Raw genomic sequence first — 18,841 nt, 5'->3', positions numbered from 1 at the left:
TAACTCTATATTTCTTCAAGGATGATTTCATTAATGCCATCAGAGTTTTTCTCACGTGCTAAGACTCTAAAACGACTATTTGATTTAAATAAAACTTCTTCTTCTCTCGGAACAACCGATACATTATTTGCAATATTAACACCTGACTTAGAAATTATTATTGTTTTTGTATTACCATCAAAAGGTTTATCTAAATTACTTGATGAACTTTTAAAGCCTTTTTCATAATGTATACCGCCAATAGGAAACAGTTCTTCTAATAGCTCATCACTAAAATCATCACCTCGAATTACTTGTCCTTCAAACCTTAGTTCAGGATTTTCCGCTAGTTTAATTAATGCTTGGTCTGCATCTGCAACTACTTCCCCCCACTTTTCCTTATCTTCTGGTGAATAGCCTCTAAGACCATTATTAATGGGTTTGTAAAGATCTGTAGTATATACCGCTAATGACAGAAACTCATCACGTGTTAGTACATCCATATCTGGATCTAAATGATAGTTCATCAATACATGGTTTTTGAACTCATCTCCTTCTTTAAAAATTAAACTGGTAATTTTATCAAGTTCAGAGTCGATTAATTCATCTACAGATAACTCTTTAGAGACAGAACCTAAATTAATTAATGATTCAGCAGTTCCTGCATCAATACTTTCAATCATCTCATCTGCGGTATAACCTGAATCTTCTAACTGTGTTATCGCTATTAATTTAGCTTCTAGCTCAGCAGGAATATTACCATTGTCTTTTATTGCCTTAGCAACTTTAGCTTGCCCCTCTTTACACAATAACCCAAACGGATCCACCCAATTCACTGGATTTGGCGCATATTGATAATGGTTGATACCACCCACCAACCCTATAGGGTCTTGATGGATAAAGCGTTGTTGCTTAGGGCAATAATAACGAAAGCGATTATAATGCAGTTTTGATTCTTCATCAAAATACTGTCCTTGAAATCGTAACGGGTTACTAATTAAGTTTACTGTAACTTTCGTATCTGATTGATTATCAGTAACTTGTAGATCAAAGCGATCTTCTTGCTGATAACCAAAAGCATCGCTTTCATTTCGCCATACCTGCTGCGCTTCACTATCGGTTAAACACAGTGGCGTACTTAGTTGGTCTAGGTGGTAGTAATAAATCTCGTTGTTTTTAGCGCTACTTACATTTTTAATTAACGCTATCGGCTCAAAGGTGTTTGGTTGGTATATGTACCAAGTAAACTGTCCTTTGAAGTGTTCACCTATTACTTGATTTTCGTCCCAAATAAAGTCGATACGACCTTGCTCAGTTATTTTAGCACTGCGTCTGCCAAGTGCATCGTATTCGTAATGGGTGAGTTGCCCGTTAATGTTGATGCTTTTGAGTTGATTGAGTCCATTAAAGCTGCGTTGCTGATGTTCACCTTTGGCTAAACTCGTCAGTTGGTTTCCACTGCCATCATATCGATAATCGGTCCCTAAAAAGCTAAGTAGTCTGTCGTTCTCTACTTTTATTTCATTATTAGCATAGGCTTTAGGTTCTTGTGCTGAAAAATTAGGTCTAACAACGTTTTCTGCGTTAACTGCTTGAGCGGTGGCTTGGTTATCAACATTATCTTCTTTTACGTTAAGAGGGTTACCAAAGGCATCCCATTGATATTGCTCTTGGCTAAGGTTAGTCGTTGCTTGCGCGTCAGGTGTTTGTGCTACTGGCTCTGAAGTAATCGTGGTGTTAAGTAGTTGGCTTATACGGTTATAAGTAAACGCTTTTTTCTGAAGCTTGGTAGCCTTTTCATCAGTATTTCCAGTATTTCCACTTACACTACAAACGTTAAGTAATTGATGTTTTTTTTCGTATTGATAAGTACGTAACTCACTAAAGTTTTTTTGTTCTGATTGCCATTTTTGTTCAGCAAGTCTTGAAAACACATCAAATTGTTGTGTGAGCTCAATACCGTTACCTAAGGTTTGTTGTATCACTAAACCCGCCGCATTGTACTGACGAGTCATTAACGACTGTATGCTCTTGTTATTTTGGTCACTTTGTTGATAGGTAATACCACTGAGTTGCCCTTGCTCGGTATAGCTATAGTGCAATGTAGTGTTATCAGGTAATTTAACTGATTGACGTTGGCCTTTATCATTGTATGTGTAGTCAAGTTGCCAAGCGCCTTGCTGGCTTGTGCTAATTTGACCATTTTGATGATATTGCTTCGTAACAGTGCGTTCGCTATTATGAGCTCGTGTTATTCGGCTTAACTTGTCGTATTGATAAAAGTTATGGGTATTGCTTAACTCAGCATTGCTAACTGACCTATTGCCAATATTACGTCCAGCACTGGTTTGCTCGATAATACGACCTAAGCTATCGCGTTTAAGGCGAATAAACCGTTCACCGTTATCCGCAACAGAAATAAGCTTATCGTTAGCATCGTATGTATAAACTTGTTCTCGCCCGTCAAAACCAATAAGTTTTATGGGTTGCTCAGTTGCGCTGTATTCAAGCTGATAAGTCGCACCGTCACTTCGCTCTATCGCGGAGAGGTTTCTTTCTTTGTCGTATTGGTATGTTAACCAACTACCATCACTAAAGGTTTTTTGGCTAGGTTGTGCTAAACCTTCATATTGATAGGTGGTTTGCTCTACTTGTTCGGATAATTGCTCTGTTGCCTCTTCGCTTGTAAATTCAACAAGCTGTTGGCTGATGAGTCGCCCTGCGATGTCGTAATGAAAACGTTGGGTGTGTTTTTTGTTCGGCTCTGCTTGGCTATAATGTATCTGCTCTATAATTTTGCCTTGACGGTTACGGGTAAACTGAGTCACTAAACCTTGCGAGTCGATAGATGCGATTAATTGCCCTAAAGGGTTGTAACTAAAGCGCGTTAAGTTATCGCCTTCTTGCTGTGCGAGAAGCTCACCACTGTTGCTCCAATGATATTGAGTAACAACACCTGATACATCGATTTTTTTACGTATTAATCCAGATAGCGTGTATTCATAGCTTCGGCTTCTTCCATCAGGCATAACTTCTGAAATCAACCGTCCGGTTCCATCAAAGTTACGTTTAGTTTCTTGCCCTAACGGATTAATTGTTAATATGCGTTTACCTAAAACGTTATATTTATAGTGGGTTTCTCCCCCATTAGCATCTATAACTAAACTAAGTTGCCCTTGCTGATTATAACGAAATTGGGTGATATGACCTAAGTTATCGATAGACGCTATTTTACGTCCTACACTATCGTATTTCATGCGTGATGTATGACCGTTAGCGTCAGTGAAATCCGTTAAAAGCCCTTGTTCGTTGTGTACAAAGGTTTCAGTATTTCCGTGACTGTCGGTACTTGTACTAACGTTACCACGTTCGTCTTTAAAAAAATTGAATCGGTATTGGTAAGTATCGTTATCGCCCCATTGTTTTATACATTGGGCGTTTTCATCTGTGCCTTGCCATTCAAAGTGATGACTAAAACCAGAAGCGCGTGTACGTTTTTTTAATAAATATCCTGGCTGAGGTTTAGAGTTTTCTTTAGGCTCTTCTGAATTTAAATCAACCAGTTGTTTATGATAAGTATATCTTTCTACATTACCTGAACTGTTAGTAGCGGCAATTAGCGCTTGATTGTCGTCATATTGATAGCTTGTAAGCAAGTTATCAAGTAACTGCTTTTTACCTTGTTCGTTTATAATAAATGCCGCAATACGAACTATATTATTATCGATATTGTATTGAAGTTTTATGCCTCGTTTAGGACCTGCCGATAATTCACTAAGACGTTGTTTATCATCATAACTTAACTGTATGTACTGCCCTTGTTGATTACTAATACTTTCAAGTAACCAGTGTTTTTCTGGCTGTTCTTTGTTCTTTTTATTAGAAGCGGCTTGATGAGTTACTGGCTTTTGGGGAATGGTAAAAGTCCAATGACTATCATCACCTTTGATTAAAGTTTGTGATCCATCTACTTGATGAACTAGCGCTAACCCCGATGAAACTTGATAGCTTGTTTGTCCCGGTTTTACTTGCTCAAATATATGAACTCGCCCTTCTTCATCAATTAGTTCTAGCCAATATTTCCCTAGTTTTTTAGGGCCAACTTTAGGCGGAGCCTGATATTTTTCTACCAGTTGCATACTAAAGTTATGTCGCCAACCAAACCCTAAGCCTGTGTTTTGTTTGATCTTGCTAGAACGATATAAACGTCGCCAAACTAAAGGCATTAAACCATTCAATTCAAAATCTACTAAAGGAAGTATTTCTTCCCCACTTAACATTGAAATAGGATCTGAACGACACTCTTGTTGCGCTATAGGCACTTCACTCGGAGTATTGTTACTTGCTGAGCCAGTTTCACTTGTATTAGCTGTTTTTTTACCTTGATTACTTTGAGTAACACTAGGTTTTTTAGCTTTACTCGTTGCTGTTGCACTTGACGCTGAAGGACTTGCGGTTTCAGTTGAATAATAAAGTGAGGTTTTATCTTTTTCAGTATAAACACTCAGCCTATTTTGATTTATCGCTTCAACTAATTTACTTGCTACGGGTCTTGCTGCTTGGCTTACCGAAATACCAACCATAGACAATAAACCAAAGGCATAACCTAAAGCATTAACGTCTTTAGCTAAATGAGGTGATATTTCTTTAACAAGCTCTGCACCATGTGAGTTGTTTTCAGTTGGAGCAAGCAAAAAACCAGCTGGAGCTGCGCTGCTTCTTGGGAGAATAATTACGTGACGATTGTTACCACGAAATTGGAATTGATTAACATCCATATTTGACTAAGCCGTCCCTGTCCATGAGTATAGCGAAAATCCCTGATAAAGTGCTTCCGACACTTCAAGATGTCCGCTAATACCGGTTAACCATTCGTTTTGGTAACCATTATATATATGTAAAAAGTTATAAAGACCTGTAACACAGCCTAATTCACCAGTAAATAATGTATTTTGATAAATTTTTGTATCAATTGAAACATTATCGGCTAAATAAAAATAGGCATCTAACCAAGGTTGTTGTGATTCGTCACCATTACCCGGTAAATATAAAGATGTTATTTTTACGTTTTTATTACTTTGTTCTGTTTTATTCGATTGTTTTACTAAACTTGATGAAGCTTGAGCGAATAAATTATTTATGCCTTGTTTAATTTGTTTTTCTGGCACAATACCTTGTAGGCTGTGATCTACACTTAACCCCTCAGCACTAGGCATTATTTGACAAAAAGCAGCACCTTCAGAAGGCACCATACAACCAGTTTGTTGGGTTGATTTTAATTTATCAGCACTAGCTAACTCGCCCATTTTATCATACAAACTATCAACGGCAAGCAATACTATTTTACTTGCTTTTTTGTTACTAAAAACTGCTATTACTGATTTTAATGCTATTAGAAATGCAGCACTACCAAAAGGAAAACATTGACTGAGTTCATGATTAAATAATTGAGGGAATTCTTTACTAAGCGCCTGTACAAAACAATTAAACCCTGCTGATTTCTCATCATTTTGTGTTTGCTCAAACACAGGTAATAATAAAAAAACAATGGTTTCAGATAGTTCGTCTTGCTCTTTTTGGGGTAGTTTTGTTAGTACTTGTTTAATTAATTCAATACAACGTTCTGTCTTATTATGGGTTTCTTTTAAAGAACAAAAAGACGCGATAACCTTTTGACCGTTTGCAAGGTTATAAAATTTGGTTTCGCTTGGTAACAAAGACAGATTAAGGGCCTGCTCTGTATCCTCATTAGCACCAATAAATAATTGAGTATTTGCGAGTGACACTATCATGAAAGTAACTTATCACTATCAAATAAAGCATTAAAATGATTTACCCGTTTTTTAGCCTCTTTTATTACATTATGAATATTTGAAAAATATCTATGTTGTTGGCTGCCATGTTGTAATACATTTTGAATGGTATCTAGATCGGTTTTCATGCCGTTTATCATCTGACTAGGTTGAAAAATATTGTTTTTATTCTTCCAAGCACTAATAATTTTTGCTGAATAATATGGCAAATTTTTTATTCGTTGATTTTCATCACTCTCAAGCTGTATTTCCAAAGGGATAAGTTGGTCAAGGTTATCGCCTAACATGAGTTTCAAACCATTAAAGGCCAGTAAGGTATATTCTGGCTTCTGTAAAAAGTGGCAAAGATAAGGAATAAATTTACGGTATCCACTATACGACATACTTTTAATAACTAAGGGTGTCAAATCAACATCAGCATTCATTCTATTAATGACTTGAGTAACTTCAGCTTCATCTAGCGAAATAATGAAAATTTCAAAAAGATGACTTTCTGTATAGTTTAATTGGACAAATTGAGTTGCAACATCGAAACAATTAGCATTTTCCTTTGCTAAAACATTCACATACAATCTATTTAATGGAGACAATTTATTAGATGGAAAGTGTGGAGTGCTAAGGTAAACGGTTAGTTGTTGATGGTAAAACAAACTTAATAAGCATTTATTATAAAGTGTTTCGTTTTTACTTGGACAAAATGAAATTACAATGTTTTTAAGTAAATTGAACGATAAAAACAAAGCCAATTCTGGGGTAATATCCTGTGCACATTTATCTTGGCACAACATTAATGAGATGAAAAAAGGCTTATAAAGTTCTTTATTTAGGTATAATTTTAATTGTAACGCACACACCAAATCATCACGATTATAACCATGATCGCTTTGTATAAAATTAATAAGTTCTCTGGCACTTGTCGCCGTAAACAAACAGTTTTCAGTATGATTTTTTTTACTCAGTAAAGACATACACAACAGAAGTTGCTTAGTATTTTCATCTACATTTGTTTTAAAACTATAAAACGTAGATAGCATTTTTCTACGTTGCGTTAAGAGAACTTTAAAATGTTCAAGGCAACTATCTGTTGTATTTTCATATTCTAGATAATCAGCATTAGTTTTTTCTAACATATAAGTAATTAACCAATTAATACCGTTGGATTACCTACAATTATTTTTCCACCATGCGCAGTTCCATCACCGAAACGAGCGGCTGGCTTACCGTTTATTTTAACCGAGCTAGAACCGGCATTAATCGTATCGGGTGGCCCCACACATACAAGTTTGTCACCTTTTCTTGCAGCAGGTAAACTACCGATAAGTACATTTGGAGAGCCCATTATTATAGGACCTCCTACATGAGGAACAGGACCAGGGTTTACTTTAGGGCATAAATGCATGTGTGTTACAGTTGCTGCGGGCATTCCCATTGATTATCCTTAATTGTTTATTCTATTCTTCGTTGTCTAATGGAATTACAATCAATTTCCCTTGTTCTAACGCAAGAGCTAATGTATGAGTAATTTCGGCTACATTTTGATTTGCTTGTTGGTAGTCATCATTTACGTAATAGCAAAATATTTTATTGACAATATCGTTCACATTTTTCCATTGATGCAAATTTTGTAAAAACTGCTCTCCGTAACTAGTACAACTAATAAATTGCGCTAGTGATGGGGCAAGTAAAGGGTCATCTGGCTTATCCTCTGGTTTACAAATTAGATGAGGATAGCCAAATTGACATAACACGTAATGACCTTTACATAATCGATCTAAACGTCCTACATTTGGATAATGATAATTAAACATATTAATTAAGCTTAATTTGCGCAGCTTTTAAAGCAATGCTAGTACCATTAACCTTAACATCTGTGCCTTTAATTTTTATATTAGTACCTTCAATACTAATGGAACCATCGCTACTCATTTTTATTGAAGCGCCGCCCGTTTTGATTATTATTTCATTACCGGCTTCTATGTTAAGAGTTTTTCCAACCTTTAACTTATCGTTATTATCAATTTTACTACTGCGGTCATTGCCCACTTTAAGCGTATTATTGTTAGTGATCTCAGTTAAATTGTCGTTACCAATTTTAAGGGCATTATCGTTAACTATCTCTGTTAATCGGTCATTCCCGATAGTATCTTTTTGATCATTTTTTACATTTAATTCGTGGTCTTTTTCTGCTTGAAAGAATAATAATTCTTTACCTTTATCATCTTCAAAACGAACTTCATTGAAGTTATCAGCACCGCCATTTTTAGTACTGTGAGTTTTAATGCCACTTTGTGTTTTTTTAGCTGGAAGCGCATATGGAGGCATTAAATCTGCGTTATAAACTGCACCACTGATAATAGGTTGGTCAGGGTCACCATTGATAAACTCAACCAAAACCTCTTGACCTACACGAGGGAAAAAGAAAGCTCCCCATTTATTGCCTGCCCAATTTTGCGCAACTCTAATCCAACAAGAGCTTTTTCCATTAAATTCGCCTTCACGATCCCAATGAAACTGTACTTTTACTCGCCCATATTTATCTATATGTTGCTCATCACCTGGATCACCAGTTACAACCGCTGTTTGTACACCGCTAATCAGAGGTTTATTAATTTTTACAGATGGTCTGTATGGCGTGTCTTTAGGTACACATTCAAAGTCATTTTTATAAACAGCATTACTTGTACTTTGATTTGCACCTGATTGATTAGGTTGGCTAGCTGAAGTTCTAATTGCTGTAAGAACATAACTTTTGCCTTTATAGCTACTATCTTCATGATCTTCAAAAGTGAAAAACTTACCAATAGAAAAACTTCTACAATCACCTTGCCCTGTAGATTTATGCATATCTTTTTGAATAGCTTCTAGCTGATTGATAGCAAAAGGTTGGGCACGTTTATTAAATTCAGATTCACCTAAATAATCAAAAACTTCTAAACTACCTTGCGATGGTAAACTTGCTGCTGTTTTACTACCTGTAGGATATAAAGTAGGTTGCTCAAAGTCATAACCTTTTTGCTGGTAGCCACCACTAACCATTGATAAACCACCCTGCCAGTGAGCAATATGTGATTTAGTTAAATGACCAGAAAAACATCTTACTTTAGCCTCTGCACATTTTTTATATGCAGTAATATCATCGGCAAGTACAAGTGTATGTGCTGAACTACTATGTTCAAAAAAGTAAAAAATACCTTCTTGTTGCAATAATCTTGCAACAAAATCTAAATCAGATTCTTGGTACTGCACGCAGTACTCATATTTGGGATAAGTTTTTGTTGTTTTATCTTGAAATGCTACGCCATGCTGTCCGAACAAGTCTGCAACAATATCGATAATAGATAAGTTTTGGAATATTCGACAGTTACTTCTTTTTTTCATGAAAGCAGCTGTAGGTACAATTACAGCCTGATAATCTATATAATTTTCTACTTCATCTGATGCTGCTGTTCTCATGCCTGCAGACTCTAAATGACTAACAACACCATGAAAATAACGTATTGCACCACCACTTTCTGCATTTCTTAATGAGACACACACTTTTTTTCCAACTAAAGCATCTAAAGATATTTTAGTACCCACGGTAAACATAGAAACAGTGAAAGAATAAAGCTGAGAAATAGCTTCAGTACCACTAAGATGTGTTAAATATAAAGTATCTTTACCTAATGGAGTCGCAATACTAATAATATTGTTTTTTTGAGTCGCCTTTTGCATTCCATGCCTCGATGAATATATAAAAAAACCTTAAGGGACTAATCCCTTAAGGTCCTAGATCACAAACAAATTACATTTGTTGACCTTTAACACCACTGTAACCGTATACAAGTGGAGCAGTAATGTTGTTTTTATCATCAGTTGGAGTAACTGTCATCATCATTTCTGTATAGCTAATAGTGATATGCTCAACAGGACGATCGCCCTGAATTGAAACACTATAGCTAGCAATCATGGCATCAGTTAATTCAATTTTCATAATTTCTTCAATTTTATCACCTTGTTTAGTGATGTAGAAAATTGCTTTTTTACCTTTACCAATAGTTGCTTCTTTAAATAGGTCAGGTGACGCATTATCTTGAAGTTTAGAGATAGTTACATCACCAAGACGTGTAGCACTTGCTTCACGATCTTGAGCAGTACCTGTAAAAGAGCTAAGTTCACGGCTTACATTCCAGTCAACAGATAATACAGTGATTTTATCCTTGTATCCTTCTGCTGTAGTTTCGCCTTTAATTCCTTCATAGTCCAAATACGTATTTGCTTGCATTATTAATGCTCCTTTTGCTAGTGTTTTATCCATTAGTGGATAGGCTTAATTAAGTTTAAAAAAACTATTTCCTTAAACTTAAGAGTTCTTACGTAGTAAGAAATTTCCGTTTTATTTTTTAAATCAATTCATCACAAAATTAATTTAAGAAATACTACATAACCATCATTTTTACGCCAAAATAGTAAACTAAATAAACAGTAATAACAAGATTATTTTTATTTATTTTTGCCTTTTAATTCAGTGCTTTATGTTGATTCACACCGTAAATTTAGGCACTAAAAAACCTGTACTTATTTACTGATAAATACTCAAATAAACTGAATGCTTTTAGAAAAAAACATTCAGGTTTTACACAAAATATAAACGGATTTTAAAATAGTTAAGCGCCCTTTCTACTTAATAAAAAGACGCTGAAAAACTAAACCGTATAATTAAATTCTTCATTTTTAACATTAACAGAAACTTTATTTGGCTTTTTATCTAGTGCCATTTTATTTAATATTTTTACTGATAAATCAGGTAGCATGCTGTTTTGTAAAATATTATGAATATTTCGAGCGCCTGATCCCGCATCACTACATAAAGAAACGATTTTATGTATAACGTCTTCACTATAATTAAATGAAGCTTGATAGTGATTTTCAAGACGCACGCTTACCCTAGCTAATTGCAATTTAGTAATGTTATTAAGGGTTTCTTTACTTAGAGGTATATATGGAACAACATTAATTCGTCCTAAAAATGCTGGTTTAAAACAAGTTAATAAATCATCTTGTAATGCTTTGCGTAACCCTGAGATTGAAGGGGCTGTTTGCTCATCTTCAAATAGCTCCATCGTTGTATCAGTACCAACATTTGATGTCATAATAATAATAGTATTCTTAAAATCTATATCTCGCCCTTCACCATCTTTAATAGTACCTTTATCAAAAACTTGATAAAAAATATCTTGAACTCCGGGATGAGCCTTTTCCATTTCATCTAATAAAATAACGCTATAAGGTTTACGACGAACAGCTTCAGTGAGAACACCACCTTCACCATACCCAACATAACCAGGAGGTGATCCTAATAGTAATGAAACTTTATGTTCTTCTTTAAACTCAGACATATTAATAGTAGTAACGTTTTCTTCACTACCATAAACCTGTTCAGCAAGCGTCAGTGCTGTTTCTGTTTTACCAACGCCACTAGGACCTGCAAGTAAAAATACACCAATAGGTCTTTTTTCATCACCGAGCTGCGCTCGAGAAGTTTGTACTGTTTTAGCTATTATGTCTAAAGCATGAGACTGCCCAACAATACGTTTTTCCATGGTTTCTTTTAAATTTAAAACCATTTTAATTTCGTCATTCTGCATTTTACCAACGGGGATCCCCGTCCAATCAGAAATAACTTCGGCAACAAGCTGTTCGTCTACTTGCCAGTGAACCATTGGTTGTTTGTTTTTTTCTAACTCAGATTTTAGATCTTTTAATTGTTGTAATTTACTTTTAAGATCATCAACATCATCACCTTGCAAATCAGAAACCAAGCTAGATACCTTTTTAACCAACTCTATTTCTTTCTGCCATTGTTCTGCTAATGGTGCTAATTCTTGTTGAACCCTTAATAACTCATCTTTTAGTGTTTTTATTTGTTTCTTATGGTTAGCGCCTGTTTTCTCTTCACGTTTTAACAAATTGATTTGAGTCTCAATTTGCTGTTCTTTACGCTGTAAGTTTTCGACACTACCAGGAGTTGAAGCTTGACTCATTGCAACTCTTGCACAAGCTGTATCAAGTAAACTAACCGCTTTGTCTGGTAGCTGTCTGCCTGTTATGTAGCGATGAGATAAACTAACTGCTGAACAAAGTGCTTGATCAGAAATAACGATTTTATGATGGCTTTCCATTACAGGTAACAATCCACGCATCATAACTACGGCTTGTTCTTCTGTGGGTTCTTCTATTTTTACAACTTGAAAGCGACGACTGAGCGCCGCGTCTTTTTCGAAAAACTTCTTGTATTCTGCCCATGTTGTAGCAGCAATAGTACGTAACTCTCCTCGAGCAAGTGCTGGTTTTAATAAGTTAGCCGCATCATTTTGACCCGCTTGTCCGCCACTACCTATCATTGTGTGTGCTTCATCAATAAATAAAATAACAGGTTGTGCTGCATTTTTTACTTCAGCAATAAGAGATTTAAGTCTATTTTCAAACTCACCCTTCATACCGGCACCTGCTTGCAATAAAGCTAGATCTAACACATGAATTCGTACGTTTTTCAACGCTAGAGGCACATCTTGCTGAGATATTTTAAGTGCTAAACCTTCAACAACAGCTGTTTTTCCAACTCCGGCCTCACCAGTTAAAATAGGATTATTTTGTCTACGCCTAGTTAGAATATCAATCATTTGGCGAATTTCATTATCACGGCCCAATATTGGATCTATTTTCCCTTGTTCCGCTTGTGCGGTTAAATCTTGAGTAAATTGGTCTAAACTAGGTGTTTTACTCATTTTTGTATTTGTTACATTTTGTGGAGTATTGGTTTGGGCAGTAATTTGTTCTTTTGACTGGCTGGCTAGTTGAGGCCATGCATGGAGTAATTGGGCTGCATCAACTTTAAGTAATTGTTTTGCCGAGCGAGAAACTAAAGCACTAAGCGATTCATCATTCAATAAAGTATATAGAATATAAGCCGAGCGTATTTGTGTATCGTTAAATTCAATACTTGTATTAAGCCAAGTTTGACGTAATAAAGTAACGATATGTGGTGATAGACTAGGGGCCGCACTATGACCGGTTTTTAACTTTTCTAAGCCTTGATGTAACTCGGCAATTAATTTTTCTTTATCAATTGAAAAGCTCGCCATAATTAGGAGCATATCTCCTAGTTCTTTTTCAATTAATGCCAGTATCCAGTGCTCAATCTCTACAGTAAACTGACTACGACTATGACAGATAGCCGCGCCTTTCTCTAAGGCTTGGCGACATTCAGGCGTTAATTTTTCTACCAGTTTATTTAAGGTCATTGCTGACATTTTTTAATCCTTTAATTTAAGTTTAATTATTACAATTTATTCTTTTTTCTAACTATAATTTGTTGTTTATAAATGTTATTTACTTTGAGTTTTTTATAAGGGTAATGAATATGAGTTAGTAAATTTTTCTTTTCTTGACACTAACCCTCCCCCCATTCCTAAAGGAACTCCACCTTTAGATAGTTGAACGATAGGCATAGCGCCTTGCTTAATTGCCAAAAATAACTTGAATTTTATTCCAAGACCTAAGTAGGAACTAACCAAAGACTTGACTTCTTTTACTATTTCTAACCTTTTAGCATAATGACTGAGTGCGTTTTCTGATTGAGGTTTAATATAAATCTCAATACCAGAATTTATATCCCAAACCCTACTTCCTATACTTGCATCAACACCTAGTCTTGCAAACTGCCCTTCGGGTAATTTTCTTGCAGCTAAACGAGTTTGTTCTGTAACTGATAATTTTTGCCATTTACCTTTAAATTGTTTTACTGAAACTTCACTTTGGGTAAAGTGACTTAAAATACTGATCAACCCATCGACACTTCTAATTTTTTTATTAAAAATACCCGCATATAAAAGATTATTATTCTGATTTCCAGATAATTTGCTAATAGCAAAAGAAAAAGAATCTGGTGCATATGATTGATTATTTTGATAGTTAACAGAAAATCTATATTTTTCCCATGCTCGATAAAATAATGAAATTAGTCGATGATTAAATAAATCATAAAAATCTTTCATGCCTGTATCTTTTAATTTTAATCTTTCTAACACGAGCTCCGAATAGTGTTGCGGTAGCACACCGCTTGAGCCGGTGAGTCCCATAAAAGAAACTAACATATCAACTGAAATAGCATCTTTTGATGTATCATTCTGGCTGACTTCTTTTATAGGTTGACCAGGAAAACCAAGATGTTGTTCAGCTTTAAATCTGACCAATTCATTTTTAGGTAAACTATCATGTCCAACTTTTCTAAACTGAGCTTTACCCTGAGCTAGTTGCTTTTGTAGTGCAAAAACAGCTTGATAAAAATCATGTTCAGACGGATTGTCTAATAAAGACTGAATACTCATATCAATGGCACCTTGCCAGCCCTACTTGGCCAAGTATGATAAATACTATTTTGATCTTTAAAACGAACACTTAAACGTGTAAAGCTATTAATTGCCGCAAATTGCGCAAAAACTCGATCTAATATCGTACAGAAGAAGAATACATCGCTACCTGAATAATGTTCACTACTAAAAGTAAGTTCAATATCATTACCACAGCTAAAACCTATCATTCCATTTTGATTTACTCTTGCCGTAGCAGGCGTTACTTTTATTGCGTTTATGCTTTCTATGAGTGTTTTATTTTCAGGTGAGTTTTTAAAATCATACAGTTTCAACATTTCTTTCAATGTTTTTACCGCATTATTCCCTGTAAAACTGTCAAGTGATAAATGGCTAACTAATTGCCATCTTGACGAATCACCTAAATCTGCACGCACAGGTTGAGTTGGTGCTAATAAACACTTAACCTTTTTGATAATGTCGGCACGGTCTGGAATAAACATCTTAGGTTCATTTGTACCAAAAGGTAAATGCGCAGGTAAGTTACGATTACTACATAAGGCGTTGACACTTAATAACCATGAGCCATGATCATCATCGGCAGTAAAACCTTTAAACTGGTGATCCACTAAAGATAGATACATTTCAGTACCAAATTCAGCATAACCTCCTGCCCAACTTGACGCTTCTCTTCTAATATTCCAAAACAAGCGGTTTTGATCTAAGTAATTAGGATGTGTTTCGCCATAAAACGGAGTCACTAATATTTCATTATCTTTGGGGTCGAAAGCCGTAACGTCACTAATGCTAATTATTTCTGCGACATCTGCATCTAAATATCGAGGACTGAGTTTAAATTCGTATTGCGATGGTTCGACTCTAACTGGCTCTAACTCTTGTTCAAACAGGTTAATAATAGGAGTACAGCCTAAAAGGAAATTATTCGCATTAACTTGTTTTTCAAGATCTTCAGAGCCTTCTTTTAGGTAAAAGAATATTTCAAACTGATCATCTATACCTTGCCATTTTGTATCAAGTTCATCTAAATCAAAAAATAGAAATTTTTCAGGAAATATAAAGTTTTCAAGAAGTAAACGGTAACCAGATAATGTACGTTGACTATAAGGAACAACTTGCTGATCATCTTCAAAACCAACGGTTTTAATATGCCTTTTCTCGAAATACTTAACTGTAGAAAAATCGTCTTTTTTTACTATCGAAAATCCAATAACCTGTTCAAATAGTAATTCATATAAATGGAATGTTTGATGTTGCTGTCCATTTAAGAAAAAACGAAGTTTATCTAATCCTAGAGTTGACATAGATACATCTTCAAACTCACCCTTTAAGCTGAGTTTAATGATGGATTTAGGCTTACTATTCCATATGGGTTCAGGTGCATTAAAAGGAGCATTTTGAAACCGAGCATCAATAACATCAAGAGGCCAAAGTTTTGTATCGTAACATGTTCTAAAATGGCACGTTTTCATGCCTTCAACTTGAGTTTCAACTTTAGTTTTTTTAGGTAATAATACACCTGTTGTTGATACATTTTCGGTGACCATTTTAATAACAGTCATTGAAGGTATAGGTGCTTGATAGTCTGGATAAAGTTGCCCTAATAAAGCTTCTGTAAGCTCAGGAAAACTATCATCAAGTTTTTGTCTAATTTGCGCAGTAAGTAGTGAAAAAGCTTCAATTAAACGCGAAACATGAGGATCTTCAACTTGTTCATCACTAAGTCTAAGTCGTCCTGCTAGTTTAGGATAATTTGTTGAAAATTCAGCTCCCATATGACGAATAAAAGCTAGTTCACGGTTATAGTATTTTAATAAATCATTATTCATGAAATAACCTCATTAACCTTCATTCCTAGGTGCACTGGCTCAACTTCAGAATCAAACGAAATATATTCTGGTTCTGGGTCTGCGTATAAAAGTGCATTTATTCGTAACCGCATTATTCGATCTAAAGGTTGTTCTTTATCTACAATTTCAACATCAACTTCTATAAATCTGGGTTCAAATCTTTTAATTACTTGGGCAACTTTTTCACAAAGTAATTGACGACCCTCAAGACTAGAAACCCTCATACTTGAAAAATCATGAAGACCATAATTCAACAATGAATGATCTAATTCTTGATAATTTTCGGGCCAAGTTAACCATTGAACCTTAGCATTGAGAAGATTTTCAAGATCTCTTCGCACACTGGCTCTTAACTGTTTTAAGCTTTGACCTTTGTGTAATTCTTTCACATCATAATCATCAGGTGAATCGTCTATTAAACGATCCAATATTGATGCTTGTATGGCCTGATGTTTACTATTCATAGTTAATTCGGCTTAAGCTACCGTTTCAAGCTTTTGAATACTTGTCATAGGTAAGGCTTCTTCATTAACAAACCACATTTTCTGTCCAACACCCGTCATTACATCTGGCGCCGTTTCATGCCAATCAGTTTCTCGTCCTAGCTTTTCTGCATCAGTTTTACTTGTTCCATAAACCATAGGAACATGAGCTTCACCACTAGGACCATCTTTTATACTAAGTTCAACTTTACGCCAAACTTGCTCTAATAATGAAGTGACGGGTTGAAAGTACATATATTCAATTTCATTTAACTGAGCTACGTAAAACTTACCATCGGTTCCAAATATTTCAATAAAACCACCTAAACTGTCGTCTAAGTCTCTAACTTCGGTTGTGTCTTTGTTATTAATCGCTAGTTTTACTTGTGGTCTAGCAGATTCAAGGCTTATGGCGCTTTCACTAATAGTTCTTTCTTCACCTTGAGTGATTTCTAGTCTTAGTTTCATGAACGACTCAATATGAGCGTCAGATTCAGAAAATATATTAGGAATCGCTTTACCGACGATAAAGTCTTGTCGAGCTTGTTCTGCACGAATTAACTGTCTTAAGTTTGAAGCTCCAATTAAAAAATCTGGATGCTTTTGGACTATATTATTCAGTTGTTTATCTGCTCGCTCTAACTCGCCATTAATACATAATAATTCGATAAATGTACTTTTGTAATCGACATTAAGGGGGTCTTCTCTTAATAGTTCCTCAAGATAAGAAATAGCATCGGCTAATCGCCCTTCTTGTAGCATTTCCTTAATTTTATTCATTATTCGTCCTTTATTGGCTAACTTCTGGGTGTTAGCTCTGTTACTAATTTAATACTTGAGATCATTTGATCTAACTGAAAATACGGTTGTAATTGAATACTTGAGTAGTAATGGCCTGGCTTACCTCTCATTTCTTTTACTTGCACTTGTGCACTCTGCAGTGGATATTTACTTCTCACTTCATCAGAAGCAGAATCTGATGCTGCTGTGTATTGATGTAACCACTGTTGTAACTCTCTTTCACACTTTTCTGCGGAGTGAAATGATCCTACTTTTTCTCTACCTAATACTTTGATGTAATGAGCAAATCTAGAAACACATAAAATATACTGCAACATAGAGGATAGCTTTGCATTTACTGAGGATGATAATGAATCATATTCCTGAGGTTTTTGAGCTGAAGCATTACTGTAAAAAACCAAGTGTTCGCTTCCTGGTACGGCTGAAAGTGATATAAAACCATTATCAGACAATTCTTTTTCTGATTTATCCCCAACTAAAAAATTAATAGAGGGTTTACTGCGTCCTCGGTATAAGTCAGTCTCATATTCACAAACGGGAAGATCACACACTAAACCTTTTGTTTTCTTGCCTGGTTGCATTCCACGAATTTGACCGAACCAACCTGACTCAGTAAATGAACGAAGAAGAACGCCACCAAATGCAAAAGCAGCATTCCCCCATAAATGATCTTTTTTAGGATTTTTTATTTGCTCAACAAATTTGAAACTTTCGCTTCGGCTACCGTCATTTTTATAAGGAGATCTCATTAATATATTGGGTAAGGTTAACCCTATGAACCTTGAATCTTCCATCGCTCTAAGCGAATTCCATCGAATGTATTCTGCTTGTTTAAACGTTTGAGAAAAATCGAATGAAGAGGCGAGATCTGAAAACTCATCAGCACCGAAAAAAGAAGGCTCTACAGAGGTTATAAAAGGAGCAAACGCTGATGCTGATGCTTGAGATATACCTTTTAAAGTGTCTATATCGTTGGTGGGATTACCGACTTTATTAAGATGCGATATATAGTAATCACCAATAAGTACGCCAAAAGGTTCTCCTCCCGACATATCATATTCATTATTATAAATAAGTTTAAAAAACTCACTTTGATCAAACTCAATCGCCTTTGATATATCTTTAGATAATGTAGTCCAACAGCAATCAAGTACTTTTATTTTTACTTTCTGATTTTTATCGTTTTTTTCTTTTTGTTCTATTAAATAAAACATCCCACGCCAACTTGCTTCAAGTGTTTGAAACTCCGTATGGTGGATAATTACGTTTATTTGATTTTTTAATTGTTTATCTATTTCATTAATTGCATTACGTAAGATAGTTAGAACACTATCTCTTTCAAAACAATCCACGGTATGATTTGCATTTTCTAACCAGATCAATAAAGACTTAATAGAGTTAGATTCTCGAAGGAATCGCTCCATTAAGTGTTTATTTTTAAACTTCCGAGGAATGGAAGATACACTTGAATGATCTTGTATATCTTCCATAAATATTTCACTTTGAACAAATGAAATTGTTTCCTGCGTCATTTTATTACAACATCC

The 18,841-nt window shown here is 35.2% G+C and carries 13 protein-coding genes; all 13 read right to left on the bottom strand.

Annotation, left to right across the window (positions count from 1 at the left end):
- Nucleotides 1-5: 5 nt before the first annotated feature.
- The gene (locus tag ACM9HF_RS02730) at nt 6-4,757 is read right to left on the bottom strand and encodes an RHS repeat-associated core domain-containing protein (RefSeq protein WP_473614184.1); all 4,752 of its coding nucleotides are present in this window, start codon (nt 4,755-4,757) and stop codon (nt 6-8) included.
- Nucleotides 4,758-4,763: 6 nt separating this feature from the next.
- Nucleotides 4,764-5,771, bottom strand: a complete 1,008-nt coding sequence (locus tag ACM9HF_RS02725; protein ID WP_473614183.1) for a hypothetical protein — start codon at nt 5,769-5,771, stop codon at nt 4,764-4,766.
- Nucleotides 5,768-6,922, bottom strand: coding sequence for a hypothetical protein (locus ACM9HF_RS02720; protein ID WP_473614182.1), 1,155 nt, complete (start codon nt 6,920-6,922; stop codon nt 5,768-5,770). The genes ACM9HF_RS02725 and ACM9HF_RS02720 overlap by 4 nt, the downstream gene beginning before the upstream one ends.
- An 8-nt stretch (nt 6,923-6,930) precedes the next feature.
- A complete protein-coding gene (locus ACM9HF_RS02715) occupies nt 6,931-7,221 on the bottom strand; it encodes a PAAR domain-containing protein (protein WP_473614181.1) in 291 nt (96 codons plus the stop codon).
- A gap of 22 nt (nt 7,222-7,243) precedes the next feature.
- Nucleotides 7,244-7,600 carry a hypothetical protein gene (locus tag ACM9HF_RS02710; protein ID WP_473614180.1) on the bottom strand — a complete coding sequence of 119 codons (357 nt, stop codon included), beginning with the start codon at nt 7,598-7,600 and terminating at the stop codon, nt 7,244-7,246.
- Nucleotide 7,601: 1 nt separating this feature from the next.
- Entirely contained in the window at nt 7,602-9,506 is a 1,905-nt protein-coding gene (locus ACM9HF_RS02705) for a type VI secretion system Vgr family protein (protein ID WP_473614179.1), read from the bottom strand.
- A 70-nt stretch (nt 9,507-9,576) separates the two neighbouring features.
- Nucleotides 9,577-10,056: an Hcp family type VI secretion system effector gene (locus tag ACM9HF_RS02700; RefSeq protein WP_473614178.1), complete on the bottom strand. Its 480-nt coding sequence runs from the start codon at nt 10,054-10,056 to the stop codon at nt 9,577-9,579.
- Between the two features lie 421 nt (nt 10,057-10,477).
- Nucleotides 10,478-13,084, bottom strand: coding sequence for a type VI secretion system ATPase TssH (gene tssH, locus ACM9HF_RS02695; RefSeq protein WP_473614177.1), 2,607 nt, complete (start codon nt 13,082-13,084; stop codon nt 10,478-10,480).
- A 93-nt stretch (nt 13,085-13,177) separates the two neighbouring features.
- On the bottom strand, nt 13,178-14,161 hold the full coding sequence (gene tssG / locus ACM9HF_RS02690; protein WP_473614176.1) for a type VI secretion system baseplate subunit TssG: 984 nt from the start codon (nt 14,159-14,161) through the stop codon (nt 13,178-13,180).
- Nucleotides 14,158-15,990, bottom strand: coding sequence for a type VI secretion system baseplate subunit TssF (tssF, locus tag ACM9HF_RS02685; RefSeq protein WP_473614175.1), 1,833 nt, complete (start codon nt 15,988-15,990; stop codon nt 14,158-14,160). The genes tssG and tssF overlap by 4 nt, the downstream gene beginning before the upstream one ends.
- Entirely contained in the window at nt 15,987-16,475 is a 489-nt protein-coding gene (gene tssE / locus ACM9HF_RS02680; protein ID WP_473614174.1) for a type VI secretion system baseplate subunit TssE, read from the bottom strand. Before tssE ends, tssF begins: the two co-directional genes overlap by 4 nt.
- A 12-nt stretch (nt 16,476-16,487) precedes the next feature.
- A complete protein-coding gene (locus tag ACM9HF_RS02675; protein ID WP_473614173.1) occupies nt 16,488-17,273 on the bottom strand; it encodes a type VI secretion system accessory protein TagJ in 786 nt (261 codons plus the stop codon).
- Nucleotides 17,274-17,290: 17 nt separating this feature from the next.
- A complete protein-coding gene (gene tssC / locus ACM9HF_RS02670; RefSeq protein WP_473614172.1) occupies nt 17,291-18,826 on the bottom strand; it encodes a type VI secretion system contractile sheath large subunit in 1,536 nt (511 codons plus the stop codon).
- Nucleotides 18,827-18,841 lie beyond the last annotated feature (15 nt).

Origin of the sequence: Colwellia sp. RE-S-Sl-9, from assembly GCF_048296855.1 — a bacterium.
Classification (GTDB): domain Bacteria; phylum Pseudomonadota; class Gammaproteobacteria; order Enterobacterales; family Alteromonadaceae; genus Pseudocolwellia.
The sequence above is the reverse complement of the archived record's forward strand: the minus strand, read 5'-3'. Positions and strand labels throughout refer to the sequence as shown.

Excerpts from the sequence above, each read along its gene's own strand:
- ACM9HF_RS02700 (WP_473614178.1), bottom strand. The coding sequence starts at position 10,056 with ATGCAAGCAAATACGTATTTGGACTATGAAGGAATTAAAGGCGAAACT.
- tssC (WP_473614172.1), bottom strand. The coding sequence starts at position 18,826 with ATGACGCAGGAAACAATTTCATTTGTTCAAAGTGAAATATTTATGGAA.
- ACM9HF_RS02730 (WP_473614184.1), bottom strand. The coding sequence starts at position 4,757 with ATGGATGTTAATCAATTCCAATTTCGTGGTAACAATCGTCACGTAATT.
- tssG (WP_473614176.1), bottom strand. The coding sequence starts at position 14,161 with ATGAGTATTCAGTCTTTATTAGACAATCCGTCTGAACATGATTTTTAT.
- ACM9HF_RS02725 (WP_473614183.1), bottom strand. The coding sequence starts at position 5,771 with ATGATAGTGTCACTCGCAAATACTCAATTATTTATTGGTGCTAATGAG.
- tssH (WP_473614177.1), bottom strand. The coding sequence starts at position 13,084 with ATGTCAGCAATGACCTTAAATAAACTGGTAGAAAAATTAACGCCTGAA.
- ACM9HF_RS02715 (WP_473614181.1), bottom strand. The coding sequence starts at position 7,221 with ATGGGAATGCCCGCAGCAACTGTAACACACATGCATTTATGCCCTAAA.
- ACM9HF_RS02710 (WP_473614180.1), bottom strand. The coding sequence starts at position 7,600 with ATGTTTAATTATCATTATCCAAATGTAGGACGTTTAGATCGATTATGT.
- tssF (WP_473614175.1), bottom strand. The coding sequence starts at position 15,990 with ATGAATAATGATTTATTAAAATACTATAACCGTGAACTAGCTTTTATT.
- ACM9HF_RS02675 (WP_473614173.1), bottom strand. The coding sequence starts at position 17,273 with ATGAATAAAATTAAGGAAATGCTACAAGAAGGGCGATTAGCCGATGCT.
- ACM9HF_RS02705 (WP_473614179.1), bottom strand. The coding sequence starts at position 9,506 with ATGCAAAAGGCGACTCAAAAAAACAATATTATTAGTATTGCGACTCCA.
- ACM9HF_RS02720 (WP_473614182.1), bottom strand. The coding sequence starts at position 6,922 with ATGTTAGAAAAAACTAATGCTGATTATCTAGAATATGAAAATACAACA.
- tssE (WP_473614174.1), bottom strand. The coding sequence starts at position 16,475 with ATGAATAGTAAACATCAGGCCATACAAGCATCAATATTGGATCGTTTA.